Raw genomic sequence first — 19,609 nt, forward strand, 5'->3', positions numbered from 1 at the left:
GTTACTTCTCCAGTTGCTTCAGGATACGGTTAACTTTATCAAAGGTTTCCTGATATTCCGACTGTACCTCACTGTCTGCAACAATGCCGCCGCCCGCGGAGCAGTATAGGCTGCCGTCCCAGGCGGTCACGGTGCGGATGGTGATGCTGGTGTCCATGGTGCCGCACAGGCTGATGTAGCCAATGCTGCCACACCAGGCGTTGCGGCGGTGCGGCTCCAGCTCGTCGATGATTTCCATCGCCCGGACTTTTGGTGCGCCGGTAATCGACCCGCCGGGGAATGCGGCGCGCAGCAGGTCGCAGGCGGTGCGTGAAGCGGGCAGTCGTGCAGTGATGGTGCTCACCAGATGGTGAACGGCCGGGAATGCTTCAACCACAAACAGCTCAGGCACGCGCACGCTGCCCGGCTCGGCCACGCGACCAATGTCGTTGCGCATCAAATCGACAATCATCAAATTTTCGGCGCGGTCCTTCGGGGATGACGCCAGTTTCTCCGCCTGCTGGCGGTCGGCAGCCGGGTCGGCAACGCGCGGCAGCGTGCCTTTGATGGGGCGGGTCTGAATAGTCCGATCGGCCAGATGAATAAAACGCTCCGGCGAAAGGCTCAGGATCGCCCCTTCGTCCAGGCGGATAAAGGCGCTAAAGGGCGCTTTATTGCTGGCATTAAGATGGCAAAACGCCTGCCACTCGTCGCCCTCATAGGTCGCCTGGAACCGCTGGGCAAGGTTAACCTGATAGCAATCGCCGCTTTGCAGCCAGGCCTGAACGCGGGCGAACTTCTCGGCATACGCCGGGGCGGTCATGTTGGACCGCCAGCCTGAGGTCAGGCTGAAAGGCTGTGGTGTTGCGGGTGTCTGCGCCTCAAGCCAGGCGAGCCGGGCGTGGACGTCTGCATGGCTCAGGAGCGAGACGCGCTGCCGGTGGTGATCGACAATCAGCGCCCAGTCGTACAACCCTACCGCCATATCCGGAATGGCAATATCCCGCTGCGCGATGTCAGGCAGCGTTTCATACCGACGCCCGAGATCGTAGCCAAACAGCCCGAGCGCGCCGCCCTGGAAGGGCAGGTCAGGATGGGGCGAAGCAGATAAGCCAAGGGCATCGAGGCGCTGCTGGAGCAGGGTGAGCGGATCGTCGGTGGATTCCAGCCCTCCCACCGTGGTGAGGTTTCCCCGCGTGACCAGAGTTTCCAGAGGGTCAGAGACCAGGATATCAAACCGACTATAAGGATGGTCAGCATGGCCGGAGTGCAGCAGCATGGCGTACGGACGGTGGCTCAGGCGGGCAAACCAGAATTCGGCGGCGTCAGCACGCCAGGGCAGGGTAATAACAGTGGGCAAGCGCGTGTTCATGTGTGGCATACTACCGGCAGCGTGAAATAATGAGCGCGAATAATTTAGCAGGAGTTGACGATGTTTGCAGGTTTACCTTCTCTGAGCCACGACCAGCAGCAGAAAGCGGTTGAGCGAATTCAGGAGCTGATGTCCCAGGGGATGAGCAGCGGACAGGCTATTTCTCAGGTGGCAGAAGAACTTCGCGCCACCCATACCGGTGAGCGGATCGTGGCGCGTTTTGAGGATGAAGACGAAGAGTAATCGGGCTTAAACCGCCGCGATAATCTTAATCTCAACCTTATATTCCGGTTTCATCAGCGTGGCCTGTACGGTGCAACGTACAGGCGCGTGACCCGCCACAACCCACGCATCCCAGGCTTTGTTCATCGCCGCAAAATCTTCTTTATTCGCCAGGAAAATAGTGGCATCCAGAATGCGGGATTTGTCGCTTCCCTGTTTCTCCAGCACGGCATCAATTTGTGCCAGGGTGTTAGCCGTCTGCTCAAAGGCATCTGCGTCCAGGTTGGCCGGCACGCCGGTGTAGTAGAGCGTCTGGTTATGGATCACAACGTCAGACCAGCGGGCTTCGGCATCAATGCGCAAAATTGACATAAACGTTTCCTCGTTATTTTTCATATCAGGCGGCAAGACTGCCATATTGTTCCTCCTTCGTCACTATTTGGGGTGGCACAGGAAGGGATGGGCTGACATAATCCCTGTGCAAAAATACAGTGAGAGAGCACCGTGGCAGACGATTTTTCCCCAGAAGGCCAGTTAGCAAAGGCCATTCCCGGCTTTAACCCGCGTGAACCTCAGCGGCAGATGGCGCACGCCGTCGCAAAGGCAATTGAACAGGCGCAGCCGCTGGTGGTTGAGGCCGGTACCGGCACGGGGAAAACCTACGCTTACCTCGCACCTGCGCTGCGTGCAAAGAAGAAGGTGATCGTCTCGACCGGGTCGAAAGCGCTGCAGGACCAGCTCTACAGCCGCGATTTGCCGACGGTGGCAAAAGCGCTGAAATACAAAGGGCGGCTGGCCTTGTTGAAAGGGCGCTCAAACTACCTCTGCCTCGAGCGGCTTGAGCAGCAGGCGCTGGCGGGGGGCGATCTGCCGGTACAGACCCTGAGCGATGTCATTATTCTCCGCGCCTGGGCGAACCAGACCGAGGAGGGGGATATCAGCACCTGCGCGAGCGTGCCGGAAGATTCCCCGGCCTGGCCGCTGGTAACCAGCACCAACGATAACTGCCTTGGCAGCGATTGCCCGCTGTATAAAGAGTGTTTTGTGGTCAAGGCGCGTAAAACCGCGATGGACGCAGACGTGGTAGTGGTCAACCATCATCTGTTCCTGGCCGATATGGTGGTGAAAGACAGCGGCTTCGGTGAACTCATCCCTGAAGCCGAGGTGATGATTTTCGATGAAGCCCACCAGCTGCCGGATATTGCCAGCCAGTATTTCGGCCAGTCGCTCTCCAGCCGCCAGTTGCAGGATCTGGCAAAAGATTTCACCATTGCCTACCGCACCGAACTGAAAGATACCCAGCAGCTGCAAAAATGTGCCGATCGACTGGCGCAAAGCGCCCAGGATTTCCGCCTGCAGCTGGGTGAGCCGGGCTATCGCGGCAACCTGCGTGAACTGCTGGCGGACAGCAATATTCAGCGTGCGCTGCTGCTGCTCGATGATGCGCTGGAGCTGTGCTACGACGTCGCGAAGCTGTCGCTGGGCCGCTCTGCGCTGCTGGATGCCGCCTTTGAGCGCGCGACGGTCTATCGTACACGGCTCAAAAGACTCAAAGAGATCAACCAGCCGGGATACAGCTACTGGTACGAATGCACTTCGCGTCACTTCACTCTGGCCCTGACGCCGCTGACCGTGGCGGACAAGTTCAAAGAGGTGATGGCGCAAAAGCCGGGCAGCTGGATTTTTACCTCGGCAACCTTGTCGGTGAATGACGAGCTGCACCACTTCACTGAACGCCTGGGCATTGAGCAGGCCGAATCTCTGCTGTTACCCAGCCCGTTTGATTACCAAAAACAGGCGCTGCTCTGTGTGCCGCGTAACCTGCCGCTCCCCAACCAGCCGGGGGCGGCCCGTCATCTGGCGGCGATGTTAAAACCGATGATCGAGGCCAATAATGGCCGCTGCTTTATGCTCTGCACATCCCACGCGATGATGCGCGATCTGGCGGAGCAGTTCCGCGCCACCATGACGTTGCCGGTACTGTTGCAGGGCGAGACCAGCAAAGGGCAGCTTTTGCAGCAGTTTGTCAGCGCGGGTAACGCCCTGCTGGTGGCGACCAGCAGCTTCTGGGAAGGGGTGGACGTGCGCGGTGATACGCTTTCGCTGGTCATTATCGACAAGCTGCCGTTTACCTCGCCGGACGATCCGCTGCTCAAGGCGCGAATGGAAGATTGCCGCCTTCGCGGGGGCGATCCGTTCGATGACGTTCAGCTCCCGGATGCGGTCATCACGCTGAAGCAGGGGGTAGGGCGTTTGATCCGCGACGTCTCCGATCGCGGCGTGCTGGTGATTTGCGACAATCGCCTTGTTATGCGCCCTTACGGCGCGACCTTCCTCGCCAGCCTGCCGCCCGCACCCCGAACGCGGGATATTAAACGCGCGGTTCGCTTCCTGGCGAACCCGACGGCGGAGTAATTCGCCCCGAAGTATGGTAAAATGCGCGCCATTTTGTGACTGACCCTTGCGAGAGCGCGACGACTAATGCGAATTCTGGCTATTGATACGGCAACAGAAGCCTGTTCTGTTGCCCTGTGGAACGATGGCGCGATCGGTGCCCATTTCGAAGAGTGCCCACGAGAGCACACCCAACGTATTCTTCCTCTGGTTAAGGCGATCCTGAACCAAGGACACACCGCCTTAACCGATCTTGATGCGCTGGCCTATGGCCGTGGGCCGGGCAGTTTTACCGGCGTGCGTATCGGGATTGGTATTGCCCAGGGCCTGGCGCTGGGTGCAGAACTGCCGATGATTGGCGTCTCCACGCTGATGACCATGGCGCAGGGCGCATACCGTATGACCGGCGCAACGCGCGTGCTGGCAGCCATTGATGCCCGCATGGGCGAAGTCTACTGGGCTGAATACACCCGCGACGAGCAGGGCGTGTGGCACGGCGAAGAGACGGAGGCGGTGCTTAAGCCCGAGGCCGTGACCGAGCGCCTGACGCAGCTCTCCGGCGAGTGGGCAACGGTCGGCACGGGCTGGGCCGCCTGGCCGGAGATGGCAAGCAATACGGGCATCACGCTGGTCGAGGGCAACATGCTGCTGCCTGCTGCAGAAGACATGCTGCCCATCGCCTGTCAGCTTCTCGCGGCGGGAAAAACCGTGGCCGTTGAGCATGCAGAACCTGTTTATTTACGAAACACCGTCGCGTGGAAGAAACTTCCTGGCCGCGAGTGAATCTCAGTAACAGGAACTGAGAAAAAAGGAGTCGCATCATGGCGGTTCAGAGTAACGTAGTACGCCTTTTACTGGCAGGCGCGGTTGCCATAGCACTGAGCGGTTGCGTAACCGTTCCTGATGCGATCAAAGGCAGCAGCCCGGTGCCTCAGCAAGATCTGGTGCGCGTAATGAATGCCCCTGAGCTGTACGTGGGACAGGAAGCGCGCTTCGGTGGCAAGGTGGTTGAGATGGTGAACCAGCAGGGTAAAACCCGCCTGGAAATTGCCACCGTGCCACTGGACAGCGGCGCACGTCCGATTTTAGGTGAGCCTTCTCGTGGACGCATCTACGCTGACGTTAGCGGCTTCCTCGACCCGGTCGACTTCCGCGGGCAGCTGGTGACGGTGGTGGGGCCGATTACCGGCACGGTTGAGGGTAAAATCGGCAGCACGCCGTACAAATTTATGACCATGCAGGTAACCGGCTATAAACGCTGGCGCATTGTCCAACAGGTTGTCATGCCTCCGCAGCCGATCGATCCGTGGATGTGGGGTCCACATCCTTACCGCTATGGCTACGGCGGCTGGGGCTGGTACAACCCAGGTCCGGCACAGGTTCAAACGATCGTAACTGAGTAACTTACTGTTTTAATTATGAAAGAGACAGCGGCTCAGCCGCTGTCTCTGTTTTTTTACGGATAAAACGAAAAAAAAGAGTGACGCGCTTCGCAACCTTAAATCTGGGTAATTAATAAACTGGTACGCTGAGTTAATATAATGTTAACGAACTGTTTATTATCGGGGTTGTGATGACGACGAACGCTCATTTCAGAGGTGATGCATTGAAAAAGGTTTGGCTAAACCGTTATCCCGCGGATGTTCCTGCGGAGATCAATCCTGACCGTTATCATTCCCTGGTTGAATTATTTGAACACTCGGTACGGCGTTACGCCGACCAGCCCGCCTTTGTGAACATGGGCGAGGTCATGACCTTCCGCAAACTGGAAGAGCGTAGCCGGGCGTTTGCTGCTTATCTGCAGGAAGGGTTAGGGCTGCAAAAAGGGGACCGCGTCGCGCTGATGATGCCGAACCTGCTGCAATATCCTGTGGCGCTGTTCGGTATTCTGCGCGCCGGGATGATCGTGGTGAACGTCAACCCGCTGTATACCCCGCGCGAGCTGGAGCACCAGCTGAACGACAGCGGTGCAGCGGCAATCGTCATCGTATCGAACTTTGCCCACACGCTCGAAAAAGTGGTCGAGCGTACGCAGGTTAAGCACGTCATTCTTACGCGAATGGGCGATCAGCTTTCGACGGCCAAAGGCACGCTGGTGAACTTCGTGGTGAAGTACGTGAAGCGTCTGGTGCCGAAGTATCACCTGCCGGATGCCATCTCCTTCCGGCGTGCGCTCCATGCGGGCTACCGTATGCAGTATGTCAAACCGGAAGTGGTGGCAGACGATCTCGCCTTCCTGCAATACACCGGCGGCACCACCGGCGTGGCCAAAGGGGCGATGCTGACGCACCGCAACATGCTGGCTAACCTTGAGCAGGTTAACGCGACCTACGGGCCGCTGCTGCATCCGGGTAAAGAGCTGGTGGTCACGGCGCTGCCGCTGTACCACATTTTCGCCCTGACCATGAACTGCCTGCTGTTTATTGAGCTGGGCGGGCAAAACCTGCTGATCACCAACCCGCGAGATATTCCGGGCCTGGTGAAAGAGCTGGCGAAATACCCCTTCACCGCCATGACGGGCGTGAATACCCTGTTCAATGCGTTGTTAAATAACAAAGAGTTCCAGCAGCTTGATTTTTCCACGCTGCACCTCTCTGCCGGCGGCGGCATGCCCGTCCAGCAGGCGGTCGCCGAGCGCTGGGTAAAACTGACGGGCCAGTATTTACTGGAAGGCTACGGCCTGACGGAGTGCGCGCCGCTGGTGAGCGTTAACCCGCACGATATTGACTACCACAGCGGAAGCATCGGCCTGCCGGTGCCGTCGACGGAAGCCAAACTGGTCGATGATGAGGATAAGGAAGTGGCTCACGGCGAGCCGGGCGAGCTGTGTGTGAAAGGGCCGCAGGTAATGCTGGGCTACTGGCAGCGGCCGGACGCCACCGATGAAATCATCAAAGACGGCTGGCTGCATACCGGCGATATCGCGGTGATGGATGACGAAGGCTTCCTGCGGATTGTCGATCGCAAAAAAGACATGATCCTCGTCTCCGGCTTTAACGTCTATCCGAATGAAATCGAAGACGTCGTGATGCAGCACAGCGGCGTGCTGGAGGTGGCGGCCGTGGGCGTTCCTTCCGGCAGCAGCGGTGAAGCGGTGAAGATATTTGTGGTTAAGAAAGATGCGTCGCTGACTGACGAAGAGCTTATTACCTTCTGCCGTCGCCAGCTTACCGGGTATAAAGTGCCTAAGCTGGTTGAATTCCGCGATGAACTGCCAAAATCCAATGTCGGGAAGATATTACGACGAGAATTACGTGACGAAGCCCGTGCCAAAGTGGACAATAAGGCCTGAGCTTCACGCTAATCGCCCAGACGCCGGTTAAGCCGGCGTTTTTTATGGGCGCAAACAAAAGAGAAACTGCTTTGAATTACCAGATGATCACGACCAACGACGAGCTGGCTTCGCTGTGCGAAGTGACGCGCGATTTCCCTGCTATCGCCCTGGATACCGAGTTTGTCCGCACGCGGACCTACTACCCGCAGCTGGGGCTGATTCAGATGTACGACGGCAAACGCGTCTCGCTGATTGACCCGCTCGGCATTACCGACTGGACGCCAATGCGCGACCTGCTGCTTGATACCGCCGTCACGAAATACCTGCATGCGGGCAGTGAAGATCTGGAAGTGTTTCTCAACACCTTTGGCATCATGCCGCAGCCGCTGATTGACACGCAGATCCTTGCCGCGTTCAGCAACCGCCCGCTCTCGTGGGGATTTGCGGCGATGGTCGAAGAGTATACTGGCCTGGCGCTGGACAAGAGCGAGTCGCGCACGGACTGGCTGGCCCGGCCATTGACCGCTCGCCAGCTTGAGTATGCGGCAGCAGACGTGTTTTATCTGCTGCCGATTGCCGGACAGCTGATGAAAGAGGCGGAAGCCTCAGGCTGGCTCTCTGCCGCGCTGGACGAGTGCCGCATGGCACAGCAGCGTCGTCAGGAAGTGGTCGACCCGAAAGAAGCCTGGCGCGATATCAGCAACGCCTGGCAGCTTCGCACCCGTCAGCTGGCCTGTTTGCAGCTGCTCGCCGACTGGCGTCTGCGTAAAGCGCGTGAGCGCGATCTGGCCGTTAACTTTGTGGTGCGCGAAGAGCATCTCTGGGCGGTAGCACGCTACATGCCGGGCAGCCTGGGCGAGCTGGACAGCATTGGGCTTTCGGGCAGTGAAATTCGCTTCCACGGCAAGACGCTGCTGGCGCTGGTGGAAAAAGCGCAGCACATACCGGACGACGCACTGCCGGAGCCGTTGCTCAATTTGATGGACATGCCGGGCTATCGTAAGGCGTTCAAAGATATCAAAGCCCTGGTGCAGACGGTGGCGAGCGAAAGCAAGCTGAGTGCAGAACTGCTGGCGTCCCGTCGTCAGATTAACCAGTTGCTGAACTGGCACTGGAAGCTGAAACAGCAGAATGGTTTACCCGAAATGGTGTCGGGCTGGCGTGGGGAACTGATGGCCGAACGTCTGAAGACGCTGCTGGAAGGTTATCCGCGCTAAGAAATGTAGCCCCGGTAAGCGCAGCGCCACCGGGGAACGTGCCGGGCGGCGCGATGCGTGCCCGGCCTACAAAACCACAAATGAATTAACGTGACTCTTCCGCTTCCGGCAGCGTCACGTTCAGCTCCAGAATCGAAATATCCCCGTCTTTCTGCTCAAGTTGTACCGTGACCATTTCCGGGTCAATCTGCACGTATTTACAGATCACTTCCAGAATGTCCTTGCGCAGCTGCGGCAGGTAGTGTGGCTCGGCGTCGCTACGACGACGCTCCGCAACGATAATTTGCAGACGCTCTTTAGCGATGTTGGCGGTGCTTTTTTTCCGCGAGAGAAAAAAGTCCAGTAATGCCATAACTTATCCTCCGAACAGGCGTTTGAGGAAACCTTTCTTCTCTTCTTCAATGAAGCGGAAAGGACGTTCTTCTCCCAGCAGACGGTCAACGGTATCGGCGTAAGCTTTACCTGCATCTGCCGTTGCATCCAGAATGACTGGCTCACCCTGGTTAGACGCGCGTAATACGGACTGATCTTCCGGAATAACGCCAACCAGTTTGATGCGCAGAATTTCCAGTACGTCTTCCATGCTCAGCATATCACCTTTGCTCACACGGCCCGGATTGTATCGGGTCAGCAACAGGTGTTCTTTAATCGGCTCCTGACCATTTTCCGCGCGGCGGGATTTGGAAGCAAGAATGCCCAGAATGCGGTCAGAATCTCGCACGGAAGAGACTTCAGGGTTGGTGGTGATGATCGCTTCATCCGCAAAGTAGAGCGCCATCAGGGCACCGGTTTCGATACCGGCAGGGGAGTCACAGACTACAAAGTCGAATTCCATTTTTTTCAGTTCGTCGAGAACCTTCTCAACGCCTTCACGGGTCAGGGCATCTTTATCACGGGTCTGAGATGCCGGGAGAATGTAAAGGTTCTCGGTGCGCTTGTCTTTAATCAGCGCTTGGTTAAGCGTGGCATCGCCCTGAATGACGTTAACGAAGTCATACACGACGCGACGCTCACAACCCATGATCAGGTCCAGATTACGCAGGCCGATATCGAAGTCGATAACGACGGTTTTCTTTCCCTTCTGGGCCAAACCTGTAGCGATGGCCGCGCTGGAGGTGGTCTTGCCAACGCCTCCTTTACCCGAAGTCACAACAATAATGCGTGCCATAGAAATTCCTTGTTAAAAAGGGATCAATTCAACGGTTGAACAGTCAAAGCGTCTTCTGCCAGGAGCAGGCGGGCCGCTTTGCCATAAAATTCGGCTGGGATCTTGTCGCTCAGCCAATATTCCCCTGCGATGGAAACCAGCTCCGCCGTCAGGTGAGTACAAAAGATTTGTGCGTTCCTGTCGCCACTTGCGCCCGCGAGCGCGCGTCCTCGCATCATACCGTAGACGTGAATGTTGCCATCGGCAATCAGTTCAGCGCCCGCACTGACGTGACTTGTAACAATCAGATCACAGTTTGGCGCATAAATGCGCTGACCGGAACGAACCGGCACATCAATCAATCGCGTTTTTGTGACAGGCGTTTCGTTCTGAGCGGCTGGCGGAGGCGTTGGCACGGCTTCCGGAGCTGGACGGGGGGCTTTTTCTTTGCCTTCGTTCAGAAGCGGCAGTCCTGCCCGATCAATTTCGGCTTTCAGCGTCGCGTCTTTACATCCGCTGATACCCACGATACGCAGCCCGGTTGAAGCAACGGCCTGCTGGAGCAGTTTCCAGTTCACCGGCGCTTCAAGGTCGCTCACATTGACGACAACGGGGGCATGTTTCAGAAACGCAGGAGCCTGCGCAATTTTGTCTTCTAACGCCTGACGAATAACCTCGGGTTTTGCATCATGCAAATGAACCACTGATAAGGTGAAGCTACTGCCTTTAAGCTCGATGGGCGTGTTTGACATCCTGGCCTTACTCAATTTGCTATTAACCGCAACACCGCCGTTGCGATATTCCGAAGAGTATCAGGCATGTTATAGTCAGGAGTATATTGAGGCAAGCAACCACCCATTAATTCAGAGTAAAAACATGTTTTGTGTGATCTACAGAAGTTCAAGTCGTGACCAGACTTACCTTTATGTCGAAAAGAAAGACGATTTTTCCCGCGTACCGGAAGAATTAATGAAAAGTTTTGGCCGCCCGCAGTTGGCTATGCTGCTGCCGCTGGATGGACGTAAGACGCTGGTTAATGCGGATCTGGAAAAAGTGAAAACAGCATTAACCGAGCAGGGCTATTATTTACAACTTCCACCCCCACCCGAGAATTTATTAAAACAGCATCTTGAGGTGAACGGAAAGAAATAATCCCGAAGGCATTCGGGAACAACACATCAACCGTTTAGGGAGCGACCATGTATCAACATCATAACTGGCAAGGTGCATTACTGGATTATCCCGTGAGCAAAGTGGTCTGCGTGGGCAGCAACTATGCTAAACACATTCAGGAAATGGGCAGCGCCACGCCAGAAGAACCGGTGCTGTTTATTAAGCCTGAAACCGCGCTGTGCGACATTCGTCAGCCGCTGGCGCTGCCCCAGGGGCTGGGGTCGGTGCATCACGAAGTGGAGCTGGCCGTGCTGATTGGCGCAACGCTGCGTCAGGCTTCCGAAGCGCATGTGGAGCAGGCGATTGCCGGTTACGGCGTGGCGCTCGATCTGACCCTGCGCGACGTACAGGGCAAGATGAAGAAAGCGGGGCAGCCGTGGGAAAAAGCCAAGGGCTTTGATAACGCCTGTCCGATATCCGGTTTTGTCCCGGTAAGCGAATTCACCGACGATCCGCAGAACACGCCGCTTAGCCTGAAGGTAAACGGCGAAATCCGCCAGCAGGGTACCACCGCAGATATGATCCACAAGATCGTTCCACTGATCGCCTACATGAGCCGCTTTTTCACCCTGAAGCCGGGCGATGTGATCCTCACCGGCACGCCGGAAGGCGTTGGCCCGTTGAACGGTGGGGATGAGCTCGAGGTCAGTTTTAACGGCCTGTCACTGAAAACCCGCGTACTGTAAAAGCCTCTTGCCGCCTCAAAAGGGCGGCAAAACTTGCATCAACGTGCCAGACTCGTTATAAGGTGCGCTTTCTTTTGACGTGTGGACATCCTGATGAACGACATCCCTTTCTGGCAAACTAAAACGCTCGACGACATGACCGACGCAGAGTGGGAGTCGCTGTGTGACGGCTGCGGGCAGTGCTGCCTGCACAAGCTGATGGATGAGGATTCCGACGAAATTTACTTCACCAACGTCGCCTGTAGGCAGCTAAACATCAAAACCTGCCAGTGCCGCAACTACGAGCGCCGCTTCGAGTATGAGCCGGACTGCATCAAGTTAACCCGTGAAAACCTGCCCACCTTTGAGTGGCTGCCGCACACCTGCGCGTATCGCCTGCTGGCGGAAGGTCATGACCTGCCCAAATGGCATCCTTTACTGACCGGGTCGAAAGCGGCGATGCACGGCGAGCGTATCTCCGTGCGGCACATTGCGGTGAAAGAGTCCGAGGTGCGCGACTGGGAAGACCACATTATGAATCATCCTAACCGTTGACATTAAAAAACCCGCTGAGGCGGGTTTTTTAATGTGCGCGGGTGTGTCGGGTGGCGCTGCGCTTACACGACCTACAGAACTGCAGGGCCGCGCAAGCGAAACGCCGCCGGGCAAATTAGCGCCCAAAGAGATCGCGTTTTTTAGGCTTGAACGGCTGTGCAATCAGCACCAGCAGCGCAACCACGAAGTAGGCGACAAAAATGCCCACCAGCCACTGCGGCATCTCCAGCGTCAGGAACTCCCACTGACGAACGGAGCAGTCACCGGACGCCACAAACACCTGCGGCAGCCATTTATCCAGCGGCAGCCAGCTCGGGAAGCGGGCGGCAAAATCACAGGTCATAAACGGTGATGGGTGCAGCTGCATCACGGTGTGCTGCCAGGAAAGCTCAATCCCTTTCCAGGCACTGTACAGCCAGATGGCGATCCCGACATAGCGCAGCGGCGTTTTCGGGGCAATCGCACCCACCAGGCCTGCGCCCATAATGCCGAACAGCGCGCAGCGTTCGTAGATGCACAGCACGCAGGGTTTAAGCCCCATGACGTGCTGGAACCACAGCGCGACCATTTCCAGCGCAAAGGCGGTCAGGGCCATCAGTAACCACGCTCCGCGACCGCGAGAGCACTGGTTTAAAAATCTCAACATAATCATTTCCCTGGGACATGCTTAGAAAGCGCAGTGTAAACGAATTCGTTTCATGCGCCACCTGTACCTGACGAAATAAAACGTAATTGGATGTTTATCATGCGAAAAGGTAAACGGGCAGCGCGCTGCCCGTTAAAACCTGCTTAGTGCGCGGCCAGTATACCCGCTTGTATTAACCACTGCGTATAGGGAATGAGGGTAATTTTGACGCACAGCAACCCGACAAGCGTCAGCACCAGCGTGTAAGGCAGCGCCATCCACACCATTCGGCCATACGAAAGTCGTATGAGTGGGGCGAGGGCGGAGGTCAGCAGGAACAGGAATGCGGCCTGCCCGTTAGGGGTTGCTACCGACGGCAGGTTGGTGCCGGTATTGATGGCCACGGCCAGCAGTTCGAACTGTTCAGCGTTAATGGCCCCGTGTTGCAGCGCTGCTTTTGCCTCATTGATGTACACCGTCCCGACAAACACGTTATCGGAGATGGACGAGAGTAGCCCGTTGAACAGGTAGAACAAGGTCAATTGCGCATCCGCTTCTGCCCTCAGAACGTAGGCGATAATCGGGGAGAACAATTCCTGATCGATAATCACCGCCACGACCGCAAAAAATACGGTCAGCAGGGCGGTGAACGGCAGCGCCTCGGTAAAGGCTTTGCCGATAGCATGCTCGTCGGTGACGCCGGTGAAGGTGGTCGCCAGAATAATCACCGACAAACCGATCAAGCCGACTTCCGCAAGATGGAACGCCAGTGCGGCGATAAGCCAAAGGCCGATAATCCCTTGTGCCACAAGGCGCAATTTATCCTGACGCGTGCGCTGGCTGCGGCTTTGCTGGTCAAATTTTTGCAGCTCGCGGCGAACCGGCTCAGGAAGCTGGGCGCCATAGCCAAAGACGCGGAACTTCTCCACCAGTATGCAGGTGACAAAACCGCAGACCAGTACCGGGACGCTCACCGGGGCCATTCGCAGGAAGAATTCGCTGAAATTCCAGCCCGCCGCTTTGGCGATAATCAGGTTTTGCGGTTCGCCCACCATGGTCATCACGCCGCCTAATGCTGTCCCGACGCCCGCGTGCATCATCAGGCTGCGCAGAAACGCGCGGAACTGCTCCAGCACTTCGCGCTTCTGGGCATCAACGTCGCTGTCATCGTGCAGGTCGCCTTCCGGTTGTGAAGAGGCCACGCGGTGATAAATACCGTAAAAGCCGACGGCGACGCTAATCACCACCGCGACGACCGTAAGGGCATCCAGGAAGGCGGACAGGAAGGCCGCCGCGAAGCAAAAGGCCAACGAAAGGACCATTTTGGATGAGATGCTCAACAGCAGTCGGGTGAAAATAAACAGCAGAAGCTGTTTCATAAAGTAGATCCCGGCCACCATAAACATCAGCAGGAGGAGCACCTCCAGGTTGGATGCGAGTTCTTCTTTAACGTGTTCAGCGCTGGTCATGCCGATGATGACGGCTTCAAAGGCCAGCAGGCCACCCGGCAGAAGCGGGTAGCATTTCAGCGCCATCGCCAGAGTGAAAATAAACTCGGCCACCAGCAACCACCCGGCTACGAACGGGTCCACCAGAAACACAACAGGATTAACAACCAGAAATACCAGCAGCGTGAGTTTGTACCAGTCAGGCGACTGGCCTAAAAAATTGCGCCACAACGCGCGGCCATAAGAGATTTCCACGACAGACGTCCTTCCCCGTCAATTAATTTAAGTGACCAGTATACGCATAATTAGCCCGAAAGGCGGCGTAAAGAGGGGAATGTAAATTTCATTAAAATGAAACGGCGATCCCTCTTTTCTCACTTTGACGCGCTATCTGCCTCTGCACGCCTCTGGTATGATGAGTGCAATTTGCAAAAGCTGTGTAATGGAAATCTCACTATGGTCATTAAGGCGCAGAGCCCGGCGGGTTTCGCGGAAGAGTACATCATTGAAAGCATCTGGAATAATCGTTTCCCTGCGGGGTCCATTCTACCTGCTGAACGCGAACTCTCTGAACTGATTGGCGTCACCCGCACCACGCTGCGAGAAGTGCTTCAGCGACTGGCGCGCGATGGCTGGTTGACAATTCAGCACGGCAAACCCACCAAAGTGAATAACTTCTGGGAAACGTCCGGTCTGAATATTCTTGAAACGCTGGCGCGTCTCGACCACGAAAGCGTTCCGCAGCTGATTGATAATCTGCTTTCCGTGCGTACCAACATCGCCACCATCTTTATTCGGACCGCGTTCCGTCAGCATCCTGAAGACGCGCTTGCGGTCCTGGCCAGCGCTAACGCGGTGGAAGACCACGCCGATGCCTTTGCGACGCTCGACTACAACATCTTCCGCGGTCTGGCATTTGCCTCCGGTAACCCAATCTATGGGTTGATTCTCAACGGTATGAAAGGGCTGTATACCCGCATTGGTCGTCACTACTTTGCGAACCCAGAAGCGCGCAGCCTGGCGCTCGGTTTTTATCACAAGCTGAGCGAGTTGTGTTCTACCGCGCAGCACGACCAGGTGTATGAGACGGTGCGTCGTTATGGCCGGGATTCCGGGGAGATCTGGCACCGTATGCAGAAAACCCTGCCGGGTGATTTAGCGATTCAGTCGCGCTAAAAGAAAAACCTCTCAGATGAGAGGTTTTTTTTCGTCGGGTGGCGGTTTCGCCTGACACGACCTGTGGGGTTTGCAGGCCCGGTAAGCGCAGCGCCACCGGGCAAAAAGGCTGCATCAGAGCGTATTCAACCGCGTCGGGCAGCGTTCCAGCAGCTCCACGCTGCCATCTTCATTCTGCTGCTCCATTATGACGTCGAACCCCCACAGGCGATGCACATGCTTCAGCACCTCTTTACGCCCTTTATCCAGGGGCGCGCGGTTGTGCGGAATATAGCGCAGCGTCAGGGAGCGGTCACCGCGAAGATCCACGTTCCAGACCTGAATGTTCGGCTCCAGGTTGCTCAGGTTGTACTGAGAGGAGAGGCGCGAGCGAATCTCGCGGTAGCCCTCTTCGTTGTGGATCGCCGAAATCTCGAGGTAGTTATTCCTGTCGTCATCCAGCACGGTAAAGAAGCGGAAGTCGCGCATAATCTTCGGTGACATGAACTGGCTGATGAAGCTCTCGTCCTTAAAGTCGCGCATCGCAAAATGCAGCGTCTCCAGCCAGTCAGACCCGGCGATATCCGGGAACCAGTATTTATCTTCTTCCGTTGGCGACTGGCAGATGCGTTTAATATCCTGGAACATCGCAAAACCGAGCGCATACGGGTTGATCCCGCTGTACCACGGGCTGTTGTAGGCAGGCTGGAACACCACGTTGGTGTGGCTGTGCAGGAACTCCATCATAAATCGCTCGGTGACTTTGCCTTCGTCATACAGATGGTTAAGGATGGTGTAGTGCCAGAACGTCGCCCAGCCTTCGTTCATCACCTGCGTCTGCTTTTGCGGATAGAAATACTGGCTCACCTTGCGCACAATGCGCAGGATCTCACGCTGCCACGGCTCCAGCAGCGGGGCGTTTTTCTCCATAAAGTACAGCAGGTTTTCCTGCGGCTCAGAAGGGTAGCGCCGCGCCTCGGCCACGGTTTTCTCCTCCTCACGCTTCGGCAGCGTGCGCCACAGCATATTCACCTGGCTTTGCAGATACTCCTCGCGGCTTTTCTGCCGGGCTTTCTCCTCCTGCAACGAGATTTTTTGCGGACGCTTGTAGCGGTCGACGCCGTAGTTCATCAGCGCATGGCAGGAGTCGAGGAGCTTCTCTACCTCATCCACGCCGTAACGCTCCTCGCAGTCGGTAATGTATTTGCGGGCAAAGATCAGGTAATCGACGATCGAGCTGGCATCCGTCCAGCTGCGGAACAGGTAGTTATTCTTGAAGAAGGAGTTATGCCCGTAGCAGGCATGCGCCATCACCAGCGCCTGCATGGTAATGGTGTTCTCTTCCATCAAATAGGCGATACACGGGTTGGAGTTAATGACGATCTCATACGCCAGCCCCTGCTGACCGTGTTTATAGAGCCGCTCGGTTTCAATGAACTTTTTACCGAACGACCAGTGAGGATAATTGATTGGCATCCCGACGCTGGAGTAAGCATCCATCATCTGTTCGGACGTAATGACTTCAATCTGATGCGGATAGGTGTCCAGACGATAGAGTTTCGCTACCCGGTCTATCTCGGCGAGGTAGACATCCAGCAGCTCGAAGGTCCAGTCGGGTCCATCGCTGAGACGTGTGCTGTTCCTGGACATGGAATCAATAGTAGCCATTAGCGCGCCCTCATTGTTGGTGCTCTCTCTGGCTGGAGAGCCTCCTTTCAAGCATAGATCACCGTGTTAAAAAGCGTGCTGATGGAGAAATTTTTTCTTTGCGATTTCTTCTTTTCAATAAGGTAAAAAATGCGGCCCTTGCAGCATTTTATGCTGGTTAAAAATAGCGCGCAGCAGGAGATCCCAAATAAGCGCCATCCCCACGGGCAGGGGAAGATGTGAGGCAAGTCACCATAAAAAAGTCGTATGTTGAATAATATTTTCAACTAGGTTATCAATCTGTAATCAGATGATTGTTCTTTTGCACATAATGGAGTGGCTATGCGTGTTGTCATACTGGGAAGTGGTGTGGTTGGCGTAACCAGCGCCTGGTATTTAAGTCAGGCAGGGCATGAGGTTACGGTTATCGATCGTGAATCCGGCCCGGCCCTGGAGACCAGCGCGGCGAACGCCGGCCAAATCTCCCCGGGCTATGCGGCACCGTGGGCAGCACCCGGCGTCCCGCTGAAGGCGATTAAATGGATGTTCCAGCGCCACGCGCCGCTGGCGATCGGCCTTGACGGCACGCCGTTCCAGCTCAAGTGGATGTGGCAGATGCTGCGCAACTGCGACACGCGCCACTACATGGAAAACAAAGGGCGCATGGTGCGCCTGGCAGAATACAGCCGCGACTGCCTGAAAGCTTTACGCGCCTCGACCGGCATTGAGTACGAAGGGCGGCAGGGCGGCACGCTGCAGCTGTTCCGCACCGCGCAGCAGTATGAAAACGCCACCCGCGATATCGCCGTGCTGGAAGACGCGGGCGTACCTTATCAGCTGCTGGAGGCCAGCCAGCTGGGGCAGGTCGAGCCTGCCCTGGCGGAAGTGGCGCACAAGCTTACGGGCGGGTTACGTCTGCCAAACGACGAAACCGGCGACTGCCAGCTCTTTACCCAGCGTCTGGCGCAGATGTGCGAGCAGGCAGGGGTGACATTCCGCTTCAATACGTCGGTCGATAAGCTGTTGTCGGAAGGCGAAAAAATTTACGGCGTAAAGTGCGGCGAAGAGGTGATTAAAGCGGATGCTTACGTCATGGCGTTTGGTTCCTACTCCACCGCGATGCTCAAGGGCATTCTCGACATTCCTGTTTACCCGCTTAAAGGCTACTCCCTGACCATTCCGGTGAAAGAGGACAGCGGCGCGCCGGTCTCTACCATTCTTGATGAAACCTACAAAATCGCCATCACCCGCTTTGATAACCGGATCCGCGTCGGCGGCATGGCGGAAATTGTGGGCTTTAATACCGAGCTGCTTAAACCGCGTCGTGAAACGCTGGAGATGGTGGTCGGCGATCTCTTCCCGCGCGGCGGGTTTATTGAACAGGCGACCTTCTGGACCGGTCTGCGCCCTATGACGCCGGACGGCACGCCGATTGTGGGTCGTACGCCTTATAAAAACCTGTGGACCAACACCGGGCACGGGACGCTGGGCTGGACGATGGCCTGCGGATCGGGCCAGCTGTTGAGCGACCTGCTTTCTGGCCGCACCCCGGCGATTCCGTTTGACGACCTGAGTGTGGCACGCTATCAATCAGGGTTTACCCCATCGCGTCCACAGCATCTTCACGGCGCGCATCAATAAGGAGTTGCCATGTCACGTCCTGTTCTGGCGCAGCTCGATTTGCAGGCCCTGAAGGATAACCTGCAAATTGTCCGTCGTGCTGCGCCGGGTTCACGCGTCTGGTCGGTTGTCAAAGCGAACGCCTACGGGCACGGTATTGACCGTATCTGGGGCGCGCTTGGCGCGACCGACGGCTTTGCCTTACTGAACCTTGATGAGGCCATTCTTCTTCGCGAACGCGGCTGGAAGGGGCCAATTTTACTGCTGGAAGGTTTTTTCCACGCCGACGATCTGCCCCTGCTGGATAAATACCGCCTGACCACCAGTCTCCACAGCAACTGGCAGATCAAAGCCCTGCAGGATGCGAAGCTGCATGCTCCGCTGGATATCTATCTTAAGGTAAACAGCGGCATGAACCGCCTGGGCTTCCAGCCTGAGCGCGTACACACGGTCTGGCAGCAGCTGCGTAATCTGAAAAACGTTGGCGAAATGACGCTGATGGCGCACTTTGCCGACGCCGAAAAACCGGACGGCATTGCTGATGCGATGGTGCGCGTTGAGCAGGCGGCGGAAGGGCTGGATTGCCCGCGCTCCCTGTCAAACTCGGCGGCGACGCTCTGGCATCCTGAAGCGCATTTCGACTGGGTTCGCCCGGGCATTATCCTCTACGGTGCCTCACCGTCCGGCCAGTGGCAGGATATTGCCAACAGTGGCCTTAAGCCGGTCATGACGCTGCGCAGTGAAATCATCGGTGTCCAGACGCTGAAAGCGGGCGATACCGTAGGCTACGGCAGCCGATACCGTGCGACGGGGGAGCAGCGTATCGGGATTGTCGCGTGCGGCTATGCCGACGGTTACCCGCGCATTGCCCCCAGCGGTACGCCCGTGTGGGTGGATGGCGTGCGCACCGGAACCGTTGGCACGGTCTCGATGGATATGATGGCGATTGACTTAATGCCTTGCCCGCAGGCAGGCATTGGAACCCCGGTTGAGCTGTGGGGTAACGAGGTCAAAATCGACGATGTTGCCTCTGCGGCGGGCACCGTGGGCTATGAGCTGATGTGTGCGTTAGCGCCGCGCGTACCGGTCGTGACGCTGTAACCTTCCACGCTGTAA

20 protein-coding genes are annotated in these 19,609 nt (G+C 56.7%); 12 read left to right on the forward strand and 8 right to left on the reverse strand.

From position 1 onward, the window contains the following. Position 1 precedes the first annotated feature (1 nt). Positions 2-1,351 (reverse strand): aminodeoxychorismate synthase component 1, encoded by a 1,350-nt coding sequence (pabB, locus tag ACWKX3_RS03285; protein ID WP_454541260.1) that lies wholly within the window; start codon positions 1,349-1,351, stop codon positions 2-4. 60 nt (positions 1,352-1,411) lie between these two features. On the opposite strand from pabB, the gene ACWKX3_RS03290 reads away from it, so the two are divergent. Further along, on the forward strand, positions 1,412-1,594 hold the full coding sequence (locus tag ACWKX3_RS03290; protein ID WP_003859925.1) for a YoaH family protein: 183 nt from the start codon (positions 1,412-1,414) through the stop codon (positions 1,592-1,594). 6 nt (positions 1,595-1,600) lie between these two features. On the opposite strand, the gene ACWKX3_RS03295 is transcribed toward ACWKX3_RS03290, so the two are convergent. Then, positions 1,601-1,945: a RidA family protein gene (locus ACWKX3_RS03295; RefSeq protein ID WP_042320579.1), complete on the reverse strand. Its 345-nt coding sequence runs from the start codon at positions 1,943-1,945 to the stop codon at positions 1,601-1,603. 132 nt (positions 1,946-2,077) lie between these two features. Between ACWKX3_RS03295 and ACWKX3_RS03300 the strand changes: the two genes are divergently transcribed. From ACWKX3_RS03300 to rnd, 5 genes are all read left to right on the forward strand, one after another. Further along, positions 2,078-3,988, forward strand: coding sequence for an ATP-dependent DNA helicase (locus tag ACWKX3_RS03300; protein ID WP_006175964.1), 1,911 nt, complete (start codon positions 2,078-2,080; stop codon positions 3,986-3,988). Positions 3,989-4,054: 66 nt separating this feature from the next. Continuing rightward, positions 4,055-4,750 carry a tRNA (adenosine(37)-N6)-threonylcarbamoyltransferase complex dimerization subunit type 1 TsaB gene (gene tsaB / locus ACWKX3_RS03305; protein ID WP_006175962.1) on the forward strand — a complete coding sequence of 232 codons (696 nt, stop codon included), beginning with the start codon at positions 4,055-4,057 and terminating at the stop codon, positions 4,748-4,750. A 38-nt stretch (positions 4,751-4,788) separates the two neighbouring features. Continuing rightward, positions 4,789-5,370 carry a Slp/YeaY family lipoprotein gene (locus ACWKX3_RS03310; RefSeq protein ID WP_454541261.1) on the forward strand — a complete coding sequence of 194 codons (582 nt, stop codon included), beginning with the start codon at positions 4,789-4,791 and terminating at the stop codon, positions 5,368-5,370. Positions 5,371-5,573: 203 nt separating this feature from the next. Then, positions 5,574-7,259 carry a long-chain-fatty-acid--CoA ligase FadD gene (fadD, locus tag ACWKX3_RS03315; protein ID WP_042320022.1) on the forward strand — a complete coding sequence of 562 codons (1,686 nt, stop codon included), beginning with the start codon at positions 5,574-5,576 and terminating at the stop codon, positions 7,257-7,259. Between the two features lie 71 nt (positions 7,260-7,330). Then, positions 7,331-8,458 (forward strand): ribonuclease D, encoded by a 1,128-nt coding sequence (rnd, locus tag ACWKX3_RS03320; RefSeq protein WP_337285225.1) that lies wholly within the window; start codon positions 7,331-7,333, stop codon positions 8,456-8,458. Positions 8,459-8,543: 85 nt separating this feature from the next. On the opposite strand, the gene minE is transcribed toward rnd, so the two are convergent. Genes minE through minC form a run of 3 tightly spaced genes read right to left on the reverse strand, consistent with a single transcriptional unit; the run spans position 8,544 to position 10,357 of the window. Beyond that, positions 8,544-8,810 (reverse strand): cell division topological specificity factor MinE, encoded by a 267-nt coding sequence (minE, locus tag ACWKX3_RS03325; RefSeq protein ID WP_003859937.1) that lies wholly within the window; start codon positions 8,808-8,810, stop codon positions 8,544-8,546. Between the two features lie 3 nt (positions 8,811-8,813). Then, the gene (gene minD, locus ACWKX3_RS03330) at positions 8,814-9,626 is read right to left on the reverse strand and encodes a septum site-determining protein MinD (protein ID WP_006175954.1); all 813 of its coding nucleotides are present in this window, start codon (positions 9,624-9,626) and stop codon (positions 8,814-8,816) included. 23 nt (positions 9,627-9,649) lie between these two features. Next, positions 9,650-10,357, reverse strand: coding sequence for a septum site-determining protein MinC (gene minC / locus ACWKX3_RS03335; protein ID WP_058610220.1), 708 nt, complete (start codon positions 10,355-10,357; stop codon positions 9,650-9,652). A gap of 124 nt (positions 10,358-10,481) precedes the next feature. On the opposite strand from minC, the gene ACWKX3_RS03340 reads away from it, so the two are divergent. The 3 genes from ACWKX3_RS03340 to ACWKX3_RS03350 all read left to right on the forward strand — a co-directional run bounded on the left by ACWKX3_RS03340 (position 10,482) and on the right by ACWKX3_RS03350 (position 11,998). Continuing rightward, entirely contained in the window at positions 10,482-10,757 is a 276-nt protein-coding gene (locus tag ACWKX3_RS03340) for a YcgL domain-containing protein (RefSeq protein WP_058610254.1), read from the forward strand. Positions 10,758-10,804: 47 nt separating this feature from the next. Then, positions 10,805-11,464 (forward strand): fumarylacetoacetate hydrolase family protein, encoded by a 660-nt coding sequence (locus ACWKX3_RS03345; RefSeq protein WP_058610221.1) that lies wholly within the window; start codon positions 10,805-10,807, stop codon positions 11,462-11,464. Between the two features lie 93 nt (positions 11,465-11,557). Then, a complete protein-coding gene (locus tag ACWKX3_RS03350) occupies positions 11,558-11,998 on the forward strand; it encodes a YcgN family cysteine cluster protein (protein ID WP_454541262.1) in 441 nt (146 codons plus the stop codon). Between the two features lie 115 nt (positions 11,999-12,113). Here ACWKX3_RS03350 and dsbB read toward each other — a convergent pair whose 3' ends face one another. Further along, positions 12,114-12,644: a disulfide bond formation protein DsbB gene (gene dsbB / locus ACWKX3_RS03355; RefSeq protein WP_088208285.1), complete on the reverse strand. Its 531-nt coding sequence runs from the start codon at positions 12,642-12,644 to the stop codon at positions 12,114-12,116. Positions 12,645-12,787: 143 nt separating this feature from the next. Next, a complete protein-coding gene (gene nhaB, locus ACWKX3_RS03360; protein WP_454541263.1) occupies positions 12,788-14,326 on the reverse strand; it encodes a Na(+)/H(+) antiporter NhaB in 1,539 nt (512 codons plus the stop codon). 201 nt (positions 14,327-14,527) lie between these two features. Between nhaB and fadR the strand changes: the two genes are divergently transcribed. Continuing rightward, positions 14,528-15,247: a fatty acid metabolism transcriptional regulator FadR gene (gene fadR / locus ACWKX3_RS03365; RefSeq protein WP_006175945.1), complete on the forward strand. Its 720-nt coding sequence runs from the start codon at positions 14,528-14,530 to the stop codon at positions 15,245-15,247. A gap of 114 nt (positions 15,248-15,361) precedes the next feature. Here fadR and ACWKX3_RS03370 read toward each other — a convergent pair whose 3' ends face one another. After that, positions 15,362-16,894: a SpoVR family protein gene (locus ACWKX3_RS03370; RefSeq protein ID WP_006175940.1), complete on the reverse strand. Its 1,533-nt coding sequence runs from the start codon at positions 16,892-16,894 to the stop codon at positions 15,362-15,364. A gap of 321 nt (positions 16,895-17,215) precedes the next feature. On the opposite strand from ACWKX3_RS03370, the gene ACWKX3_RS03375 reads away from it, so the two are divergent. Beyond that, on the forward strand, positions 17,216-18,514 hold the full coding sequence (locus ACWKX3_RS03375) for a D-amino acid dehydrogenase (protein ID WP_101737490.1): 1,299 nt from the start codon (positions 17,216-17,218) through the stop codon (positions 18,512-18,514). A gap of 9 nt (positions 18,515-18,523) precedes the next feature. Next, positions 18,524-19,594, forward strand: a complete 1,071-nt coding sequence (gene dadX / locus ACWKX3_RS03380; protein ID WP_454541264.1) for a catabolic alanine racemase DadX — start codon at positions 18,524-18,526, stop codon at positions 19,592-19,594. Positions 19,595-19,609: the final 15 nt, after the last annotated feature.

The sequence above is a fragment of the Enterobacter sp. UPMP2052 genome (genome assembly GCF_053709675.1).

Bases quoted from the DNA above. Each gene is read 5' to 3' on its own strand.
- minC (WP_058610220.1), bottom strand. From the start codon at position 10,357: ATGTCAAACACGCCCATCGAGCTTAAAGGCAGTAGCTTCACCTTATCA.
- ACWKX3_RS03345 (WP_058610221.1), top strand. From the start codon at position 10,805: ATGTATCAACATCATAACTGGCAAGGTGCATTACTGGATTATCCCGTG.
- ACWKX3_RS03310 (WP_454541261.1), top strand. From the start codon at position 4,789: ATGGCGGTTCAGAGTAACGTAGTACGCCTTTTACTGGCAGGCGCGGTT.
- minD (WP_006175954.1), bottom strand. From the start codon at position 9,626: ATGGCACGCATTATTGTTGTGACTTCGGGTAAAGGAGGCGTTGGCAAG.
- dadX (WP_454541264.1), top strand. From the start codon at position 18,524: ATGTCACGTCCTGTTCTGGCGCAGCTCGATTTGCAGGCCCTGAAGGAT.
- fadR (WP_006175945.1), top strand. From the start codon at position 14,528: ATGGTCATTAAGGCGCAGAGCCCGGCGGGTTTCGCGGAAGAGTACATC.
- ACWKX3_RS03375 (WP_101737490.1), top strand. From the start codon at position 17,216: ATGCGTGTTGTCATACTGGGAAGTGGTGTGGTTGGCGTAACCAGCGCC.
- minE (WP_003859937.1), bottom strand. From the start codon at position 8,810: ATGGCATTACTGGACTTTTTTCTCTCGCGGAAAAAAAGCACCGCCAAC.
- ACWKX3_RS03370 (WP_006175940.1), bottom strand. From the start codon at position 16,894: ATGGCTACTATTGATTCCATGTCCAGGAACAGCACACGTCTCAGCGAT.
- dsbB (WP_088208285.1), bottom strand. From the start codon at position 12,644: ATGTTGAGATTTTTAAACCAGTGCTCTCGCGGTCGCGGAGCGTGGTTA.
- ACWKX3_RS03295 (WP_042320579.1), bottom strand. From the start codon at position 1,945: ATGTCAATTTTGCGCATTGATGCCGAAGCCCGCTGGTCTGACGTTGTG.
- ACWKX3_RS03290 (WP_003859925.1), top strand. From the start codon at position 1,412: ATGTTTGCAGGTTTACCTTCTCTGAGCCACGACCAGCAGCAGAAAGCG.
- ACWKX3_RS03340 (WP_058610254.1), top strand. From the start codon at position 10,482: ATGTTTTGTGTGATCTACAGAAGTTCAAGTCGTGACCAGACTTACCTT.
- tsaB (WP_006175962.1), top strand. From the start codon at position 4,055: ATGCGAATTCTGGCTATTGATACGGCAACAGAAGCCTGTTCTGTTGCC.
- pabB (WP_454541260.1), bottom strand. From the start codon at position 1,351: ATGAACACGCGCTTGCCCACTGTTATTACCCTGCCCTGGCGTGCTGAC.
- ACWKX3_RS03350 (WP_454541262.1), top strand. From the start codon at position 11,558: ATGAACGACATCCCTTTCTGGCAAACTAAAACGCTCGACGACATGACC.